Origin of the sequence: Moorena sp. SIO3H5, from assembly GCF_010692395.1 — a bacterium.
Lineage (GTDB): Bacteria > Cyanobacteriota > Cyanobacteriia > Cyanobacteriales > Coleofasciculaceae > Moorena.
Window position 1 is genome coordinate 1 of sequence record NZ_JAAHHS010000020.1, and the last position, 8,924, is coordinate 8,924.

The 8,924-nt window shown below is 42.7% G+C and carries 6 protein-coding genes; 3 read left to right on the top strand and 3 right to left on the bottom strand.

All coding sequences use genetic code 11. From position 1 onward, the window contains the following. The coding region (locus F6K52_RS03775; RefSeq protein ID WP_293074251.1) for a Uma2 family endonuclease at window positions 1-405 on the bottom strand (405 nt) is incomplete at its 3' end. Between the two features lie 469 nt (window positions 406-874). On the opposite strand from F6K52_RS03775, the gene F6K52_RS03780 reads away from it, so the two are divergent. Next, a complete protein-coding gene (locus tag F6K52_RS03780) occupies window positions 875-1,483 on the top strand; it encodes a hypothetical protein (RefSeq protein WP_293074254.1) in 609 nt (202 codons plus the stop codon). Here the strand turns inward: F6K52_RS03780 and F6K52_RS03785 are convergent. Next, window positions 1,478-1,600: a hypothetical protein gene (locus F6K52_RS03785; protein ID WP_293074257.1), complete on the bottom strand. Its 123-nt coding sequence runs from the start codon at window positions 1,598-1,600 to the stop codon at window positions 1,478-1,480. The genes F6K52_RS03780 and F6K52_RS03785 overlap by 6 nt on opposite strands. A gap of 98 nt (window positions 1,601-1,698) precedes the next feature. Here F6K52_RS03785 and F6K52_RS03790 point away from each other — a divergent pair, with 98 nt between their 5' ends. Continuing rightward, window positions 1,699-4,221, top strand: a complete 2,523-nt coding sequence (locus tag F6K52_RS03790) for a DHH family phosphoesterase (RefSeq protein WP_293074266.1) — start codon at window positions 1,699-1,701, stop codon at window positions 4,219-4,221. A gap of 281 nt (window positions 4,222-4,502) precedes the next feature. Next, the gene (locus F6K52_RS03795; protein WP_293074260.1) at window positions 4,503-8,624 is read left to right on the top strand and encodes an ATP-binding protein; all 4,122 of its coding nucleotides are present in this window, start codon (window positions 4,503-4,505) and stop codon (window positions 8,622-8,624) included. 4 nt (window positions 8,625-8,628) lie between these two features. Here F6K52_RS03795 and F6K52_RS03800 read toward each other — a convergent pair whose 3' ends face one another. Then, window positions 8,629-8,883 (bottom strand): hypothetical protein, encoded by a 255-nt coding sequence (locus F6K52_RS03800; RefSeq protein WP_293074263.1) that lies wholly within the window; start codon window positions 8,881-8,883, stop codon window positions 8,629-8,631. Window positions 8,884-8,924 lie beyond the last annotated feature (41 nt).

Below are 8,924 nucleotides of genomic sequence, written 5' to 3' on the forward strand. Positions count from 1 at the left end.
GGGGAGGCAGCGCGGTCTTGGGGGTTCCCCCCATGAGCGACTGCCGTTGGTTTCCCCCATGAGCGACTGCATCAAGAAGCGTTTTTGACTGACCCAGGATGCATCTGGAGAACGTATTGCACCATTAGGTAACGTAAAGCCTGTAGAGGATTCAAAAGCTATTCCAGTACCATCCACATCAGCCCAATTAAATAGTTGCTGGTTGATTCTCCCGTTACGGTTTCCTGTTTCCCAGCCTGTGGGTGGATTCACAATTAATTCTCCTTTAGCTGTTCTTTCAAGCCTTAAATCTCGATTCGCGGCTTCGAGTTCAACAAACTGTTCTAAAGTAATGGACAATCCTATACTTCTAGGTAACTCAATCTGTAGGTTTTCAGTTTCAGGTATAGCGGGTATCTGTACCATTTTTAACTCTACTGAAAAGGTATTTTTTAGTGAACTTGGCCCCTTAGCAAAGCTAAACTTAGTTTAGCTTTGCTTGGTTTGATTTGTGATTTGTTGGAGAGGAGTGGATATAGACATGTTTTGGTATTTTAATTATAAATCAATTCTCAAATTAATTGACTACAGGCCAACTTACTGGAAATCCTGATGAGGTTATGAGTATATTGATTGGATATCTGCTACTCACTTAAGATAGCAATTTGCAAGGAATTCAATCCTTGGCTACAATTAACAAAGTGTAATCATGATTTCTGTGTCCACCACTGGTGGATGTAGATACAGCTAAGCTGTACTGGTGGAATTTTTGTTAATTTATTCGGTCAAGGATTGGGATTAACCAAAACTTGACCGATTTGTTTATGAAGGATGAAGGATTAGTTTCTGTTTCCTTGATTTACAATGGCTATAGGGAACATGATAAATAAAGATCATGGCATATAGTGACTTTACAAGTATCTACAAAGTCGAAACGACGTTTAATCTCATTGTTGATGAGGGGAATACTATATTTAATGATATTGCTCCTATCGAGCCGAGTGATCACTTGAAAACGACGCTTAAGGAAAATCTACCGATCACGAATGCTATCAATACGGAAAAAGCTCGTTCTGAGTTAGTTATTGCTCCGGTTTTACTGGAAGTGCGTCGTCTGCTTGATTTCAAAATCGGTTTTTTTTCTGGCACTGAGTTTAATGTCGATAAAGGAACTGGATTAAATGGATACTGTGATTATCTTCTTACTGCTTCTAAGGAAATGTATGAAATTCGGACACCAGTTGTAACCCTAGTGGAGGCAAAAAATGAAAATATTAAGGGGGGATTAGGACAGTGCATTGCGGAAATGGTAGCAGCTCAGAGATTTAATCAACAACAGGATCAGGATATTGATGCTATCTATGGAGCTGTGACTACTGGGACGAATTGGAAATTTCTCAAGTTGGTGAATCAATTGGTGTTTATTGATTTGGATGACTATTATATTAAGGAAATTGATCTGATACTGGGAATATTGGCACATCCATTTAAGCAGTATCTATGAGGCAAGAGGCAAGAGGCAAGAGGCAATAGGCAATAGGCAATAGGCAATAGGCAATAGGCAATAGGCAATAGGCAATAGGCAATAGGCAATAGGCAATAGGCAATAGGCAATAGGCAATCTGATTAGGTTAGTATCTTTGTACTAACTTGACTAACTATAAGCGATCGCAAATCAGGTTCAAGTCCCAATCCATGTCAGAATCCATGTCACAATCCATGTCACAATCCCAATGGCAAGTCCTAGCGCCAGGGGAAATTCCTCAGTGGTTCATCGAAGCTGTCAAATCCCATACTAAGAACTGTTCGGGACATTATGCTGCTCAACTGCTGTGGCAACGGGGAATACGAGAGGAGAAACAACTGGCTGGTTTCCTCAACCCAGATTTGTATGAACCTACCAGCCCTTTTGATTTTGGACAGGAAATGAAATGGGCAGTAAAACGCCTACTGCAAGCCCGTGAGGCTGCGGAAAAGGTTGCGATATGGGGGGACTTTGATGCCGATGGAATCACGGCTACTAGTGTCCTATGGGAAGGACTGGGACAGTTTTTTTGGCAGCACCAACAGCTAAGTTACTACATTCCCAATCGCCTGACGGAATCCCATGGTTTGAATTGTCCAGGAATTGACCAACTGCACGCTGCTGGGGTGAAACTTATCGTTACCTGCGATACTGGCAGCACGAATCTGAGGGAAATTGATTATGCTCACCAGTTGGGAATCGATGTGATTATCACTGACCACCATACTTTACCAGATGACCGTCCGCCAGTGGTTTCTATCATCAATCCCCGCTATTTTGCTGAAACTCACCCTTTATTTCATTTGTCTGGGGTGGCGGTGGCGTATAAGTTAGTGGAAGCGATGTATCAGGTTTTACCTAATATTCCCCAACAACGATTAGAGAACTTGCTGGATTTGGTGGCAATTGGTCTAATTGCGGATTTAGTGGAATTATCTGGAGATTGTCGTTACCTGGCACAACGGGGAATTGAACAACTGAAGCAGCAACTGAAAACTCGCTCTCGTCCTGGTATAGCGCGATTGTTACAGTTGTGTAAACGCAGTGGCGATCGCCCGACGGATATTTCTTTCGGACTTGGCCCAAGAATTAATGCTGTAAGTCGGATTCAAGGGGATGCTTCATTTTGTGTTGAGTTACTGACTAGTAAGGATGAGAAACGTTGTGAGCAACTGGCTTTAGAGACGGAATTAGCTAATACCCGCCGCATGTCTTTACAAAAAGATATTACTAAGCAAGTTAAGGATAAACTTGCCCAACTTGATCTGTCTACTACTAATGTAATTGTCCTAGAAGATCCCCAATGGCCAGTTGGTGTTTTAGGCTTAGTAGCAGGTCAAATTGCTGAGGAATACGGACGCCCGACGATTTTGTTAAGTACAGTTTTGTTAAGTACTGAAAGTGGTGATACAGAAAGCCAACTGCTAGAAGCCGGTTTAGAGGATAAAAATTCCCATAGTATAGCACGTGGTTCGGCTCGTTCTGTTAATAATATTGATCTTTATGAATTAGTCAATTCCCAAGCTCATTTGTTGCATCGCTTCGGAGGTCATCCTTTTGCAGCTGGGTTGAGTTTGCCAGTGGATAATATTCCTTTATTTACGGAAGCGATTAACCAGCAGTTGGCACAAAAACTAGGGACAACCGGTGCTTTTATGATGCCAGCCATGGAAGCGGATTTGGTGGTTAAGGTTGCTGAGTTGGGCAAACCACTTCTTGATGCAATAGCGAGTGGGGGAAACCAACGGCAGTCGCTCATGGGGGGAACCCCCAAGACCGCGCTGCCTCCCCAAGACCGCGCTGCATCGCTATTTTATGAATTGAAACACCTGGAACCTTGTGGGATGGGGAATCCTGTGCCAAAATTGCTGATTAAAAACTGTTGGTTTGAGCAGGTTTGGAATCGTAACTCTAAGGATTTGAGAGGGCGTAAAGTACAGTATATTAAAACTAAATTTGAAATTTGGGATGACTCTACGAGTATGGGTTTTCCTGGAATTTGGTGGGGACATTATCAGGATGAAGTCCCTAAAGTTAGATGTAATGCTGTTGTGGAATTAGACTATAATAATTATGAAAAACGCCCAGAAGTGCGCCTCATTGCTGTGCAACCTTGCCAAGAAAATGATTTTTTCCAGTCTTGTTTACAGGTCTCTAATCAGCTGGATTGGATTTTAGATTGGCGGGGAGAAGAGTTACAGGGTGAAGCTTTAACTCCTCTAATGGTTTATGAGTGTCCCACGAGTTGGGATGAGTTACAAGTATGGTGTAGGAGAGCGATACAGGCAGAACGACAATTAGCGATCGCATATCCACAACCCCAACCACTATCTGCCCAAGAGACCTGGAAAAAGTTGCTAGGAATTGCTAAGTTCCTCAGTCGCACGGGTCAATGGGCTACTTTGGTGCAATTGCAGGAGAAGTTGGATTTAAGCGATCGCACTGTTGAGTTAGGACTGAATGCCCTATCAGCGATTGGTTTTGAGGTTTCTTACCAGGACTGTGGGGTACAAATCAGCTGGCATGGCAGGGAGTGGTCTTCCGATTGGCCGTTAGCCACGCTACGCGAGCGGACGAATGTTGCTGGGAATGATGCGATTGCAATATTTTTTGCTGCCATTGAGGAGGAACAGTTCCGACGTCAGTATTTTTACCAGGTGCCTCTGTCTACCATTACTGGATATAGCATGGTTGGTATCAAACAAGATTATATGTAAGCAGTCAGCAGTCAGTAGTCAGCACTCAGCACTCAGCACTCAGCACTCAGCACTCAGCCAAGCCCTTGGCCGTTGGCCACGCTACGTGAATGGGTCATAGCTGTTCGCGCAGCGTGCGCGTAGCGCATAGGCTGATGACTGATAGCTGATGGCTGTTCGCGTAGCGTGCGCGTAGCGCATAGGCTGATGGCTGATAACTGATAGCTGATGGCTAAATACTTACAATCTGTGACACCTGAAATCGGAAGGATTTACTGAGTGCTATTCAAGAAGGATTCGTGTTGCCAACATCTGAGCTGAAAACTAGTGATCAAGAAATTATCGAGTCTCAACTGGTCATTCTCAATTTTAAATTTCTCCATGACCGAGTCCAACAAGCGGCTTATGAGTTAATCAATCAGGAGAATAAAACCAAAGTTCATCTGAGGATTGGACGGCTTTTGCGCACTAACCTCTCAGAGACGGAGCGCGAAGAAAGGGTGTTTGAACTGGTCAATCATCTTAACGTAGCTCAAGATGCGATTGCAGATCCCACAGAAAGAACGGATTTGGCTCAGTTGAACTTAGAAGCCGGAAAAAAAGCTAAGGAAAATATCGCTTATCGAGCAGCTAAAGACTATTTTAAACTAGGGATCGTGTATCTTGAGGATAATGCTTGGGAAACTCACTACTCTGTTACCTATGCTTTGCATAAGCAACTGGCAGAGACGGAGCAATTGGATAGTAATTTCGAGCAGGCAGACAAATTAATTAACTTGCTCCTATCTCGAATAGAGTCTGTACTAGACAAGGCAGATATTTATTGGTTAAGTATTCGACACCACACCATGATATCCCAGGAGTATAGGGCAATTGAAATTGGCAAAAAAGCTCTCGGTCTGTTAGGAATCGATTGGCCAGAACCAGACCAGCTACAGACTATATCAGTATACTTAGAAAGTGCTAGACAGCAAATTAACCACAAAACTCAGGGTCAAGCCATCAGTGTGCTCTTGCATGAACCAGAGGTGAAGGACTTGACTCAAAAGAGCATAATTAAGTTATTGAATTTGCTGCTAAATCCTTGTTATACTACCAAGGAAAACCAATTCTATTTTTGGTGGTTAGCGTGTAAAATTGTCGAGCTGTCTTGCCAATATGGGATGGTGGCTGAATCAGCCTATGGGTTTCTAGCTTACGGAATGTTGGTCGGTACGGAGTTAGGGGATTATCAATTAGGCTATCAATTAGGTTTGCTTGGTCTCAATTTGAGTAAACGATTTAACCAATTAGATAAGGTAGCTGAGACTTGTTATATATTTGGCAATAATGTATTTCCTTGGGTGAATCCCTTAAAAGAATCGGATCAAATTTTAGATGAGGGACTACAAACTGCTTTAGCTTCGGGAAACATTATATTTCTCGGTTATATAGTGATATATAAATTATTGAATCCATTTTATTGGGGAAAAAACTTAGCAAAAATTATAGAGGAGTTACCTGATTACTTAAGATTAGCTCAAAAAACTAATCATTGTTTATCAGAAGATTCAATTTTGGCCTTAAAGCTTGCTCTGTACAACCTTTTGGGAAAAACTAGGGATAGATTTTCCTTTGATATCGAATACCTCACCGAATCCCAGTATCTAGAAAATTGCCACTCTCATGATGCTGACTATGCCCTTTGCCACTATTACATCCTCAAATCCATACTTTTTTATTGGTATGACCAACCACGTCAATCCCGTGAGTATTCAGAAAAAGCCGAAAAACGTATTGGTGTGCTAACCAATAAGTTTCAGGTAGCTATCAAAAAGTTCTACGAATCCCTTAGTTTAGCTAGTCTCTACCCCTCGGCGTCAGAGATTGATAAAAAGCACTATTGGCAACAGCTGTTAACCAACCAAGAACAAATGAAACGTTGGGCAGATAACTGTCCTGAGAACTTCCAGCACAACTATCTGTTGGTAGCAGCAGAGATGGCTCGTTTATCTGGTCAGCTAGAGGCAATGGACTTATATGACCAAGCGATCGCTTCCGCTGAAGACCATGGGTTTCTCCAGAATCAAGCCCTAGCTAATGAATTAGCCGCTAAGTTTTGGTTAAGCCGAGGGAAAGCGGAAATTGCTCAACTTTACCTCAATAAAGCTCACTATAACTATCAGCTTTGGGGGGCAATACGTAAAGTCGAAGATTTGGAACAGAAGTATCCCGACTTACTGGTTAACAGAAATCAGCAGTCTTCTTTGTCTTTAACCCAAACGATTAGCAATACTACTACCAACAGCACTAGGTCAGACCTGATACTGGATTTAAACACAGTAGTCAAAGCATCTCAAGCTATTTCTGGGGAAATTGTCCTAGCTGAGCTGCTCAATAAGTTGATGGAAATTGTAGTAGAGAATGCTGGAGCGCAGTTTGGTTGTTTAATTTTACAACGAGATCATCAACTGTTCATAGAAGCAACTATTGATGTTGAGAGAGTTGACCAGACTCGGTTGCAGTCAATCCCAGTCGCCACCAGTGACCAATTACCCAAAGCCCTGATTAACTATGTGGCTCGTACTGGTGAAAATTTAGTTCTAAATGATGCCGCTGCTGAGTCTAACTTTGCTAACGACCCTTACCTACAGACCCATCAGCCCAAATCTGTCCTCTGTAGTCCGATCTTAAACCAGTGCAAGTTGGTCGGCATTCTCTATCTAGAAAATAATCTCACTCCAGGAGCCTTTACACCAGACCGATTAGAAGTGTTAAATCTGCTGACTTCTCAAGCAGCAATTTCCTTAGACAATTCCTTATTGTATCGCCAATTAGAAGACTATTCCCACACCCTAGAAAAAAAAGTAGAAGAACGCACCGCCCAACTAGCTGAGTCTAATCAACAACTGAAAACTGCTAAACAAAAAGCCGATACTGCTAACGAAGCTAAAAGCGAGTTCCTTTCTAACATGAGCCATGAATTGCGTACTCCTCTCAATGGAATTCTGGGTTATGCTCAAATCTTGAAGCGAGACCGGGAGCTAGGCACCAGGCAAATCGATGGCTTAACGATTATTGAGCAAAGCGGCAACCATTTGTTAACTCTGATCAACGATATTTTAGACCTATCCAAAATCGAAGCTCGCAAAATGGAACTCTACCCCAGTGACTTACATTTTCAAACTTTTATCGAAAGTGTGGTAGGTATTATCCGCATGCGAGCCTTAGAAAAAGATATTTTATTCCAATATAACCCTGAATATAACTTACCTGATGGCATTAAAGTTGACGAGAAACGACTGCGACAGGTATTGCTGAATTTATTAGGTAATGCGGTTAAATTCACTGACCATGGTGAAGTAACATTAAAGGTTAATGTGATTAGTCTCGACCAACCACAACAGACAAAACTTCAGACAACACTTCTTGATGCAATAGCGAGTGGGGGAAACCAACGGCAGTCGCTCATGGGGGGAACCCCCAAGACCGCGCTGCCTCCCCAAGACCGCGCTGCATCGCTTCGTTTTCAAGTAATTGATACCGGTGTCGGCATCACCGAAGAACAATTAGATAAAATTTTCCAACCCTTTGAACAAGTGGGTGATACCCAAAGGCGTGCTGCTGGCACTGGTTTAGGTTTACCAATCACCAAGCAGTTGGTAGAGCTAATGGGAGCAAAGCTACAAGTCACAAGCGAATTTGGTTATGGCTCTACCTTCTGGTTTGATGTTACCTTCCCAGTAGTAGAAACATACCAACCACAACAGCAACAGAGCCTCGGGCAAATTGTTGGTTATATTGGCTCTCGGCGCAAGATATTAATCGCAGAAGACAAAGCAGCAAATCGGGCTGTGTTGCAGAACATGCTGGAGCCGTTGGGCTTTGAAGTAGTGATGGCAGAAAATGGCCAGGAAGAAATCGAACTGGCTCAACAGCTGCAACCTGACCTGATTTTGACCGACTTAGTCATGCCGGTCAAAACTGGCTTTGAAGCGGTCGAAGAACTGAGAAACCTACCTCAAATGCAGGATATCCCAATTATTGTCGTGTCCGCTAACGTGTTAGACACAGACCAAGAGAAAAGTAAGCTTGTCGGCTGTCAAGGCTTTTTGTCCAAACCCGTAAATGAGCAACAGTTACTGAAATTATTGGGAGAGTATTTACAACTGGAGTGGATTTATGAAGAAGACTCCCAACAAACAATAGCACCAGCTAGTTCAGAGTCATCTTTAGTGATTCCGCCACCAGAGGAAATGGAAGTGCTCTACGAATTAGCCATGCTCGGCAGTATGAAAAAGATTCGCCAACGAGCCACCTATCTCCAAGAACTGGATACAAAGTATATCCCCTTTGCTAAGAAACTCAAAGATTTAGCTGAAGGATTCCAGGAGAAAAAGATTTTAGATTTAGTGGAAAAGTATCTAGAGATGGACAATAGTTAATCGGTTAATGGGAGTAGGCAAGAGGCAATAGGCAATAGGCAATAGGCAATAGGCAATAGGCAATAGGCAATAGGCAATAGGCAATAGGCAATGTTGACTTCTGACTTCTGACTTCTGACTTCTGACTTCTGACTTCTGACTTCTGACTTCTGACTTCTAACTTCGTTATGTTACCTAGTCTGGAGGAAAGGGGAAATCTATAAAGTGAGTCCTTTTTAATTGGTCGCTGAGGCCGTATCCCCTCACCTAGGTATGTCACCCATGAACACAACTCCTCCCAAGATTAAAGGCTATTGCATC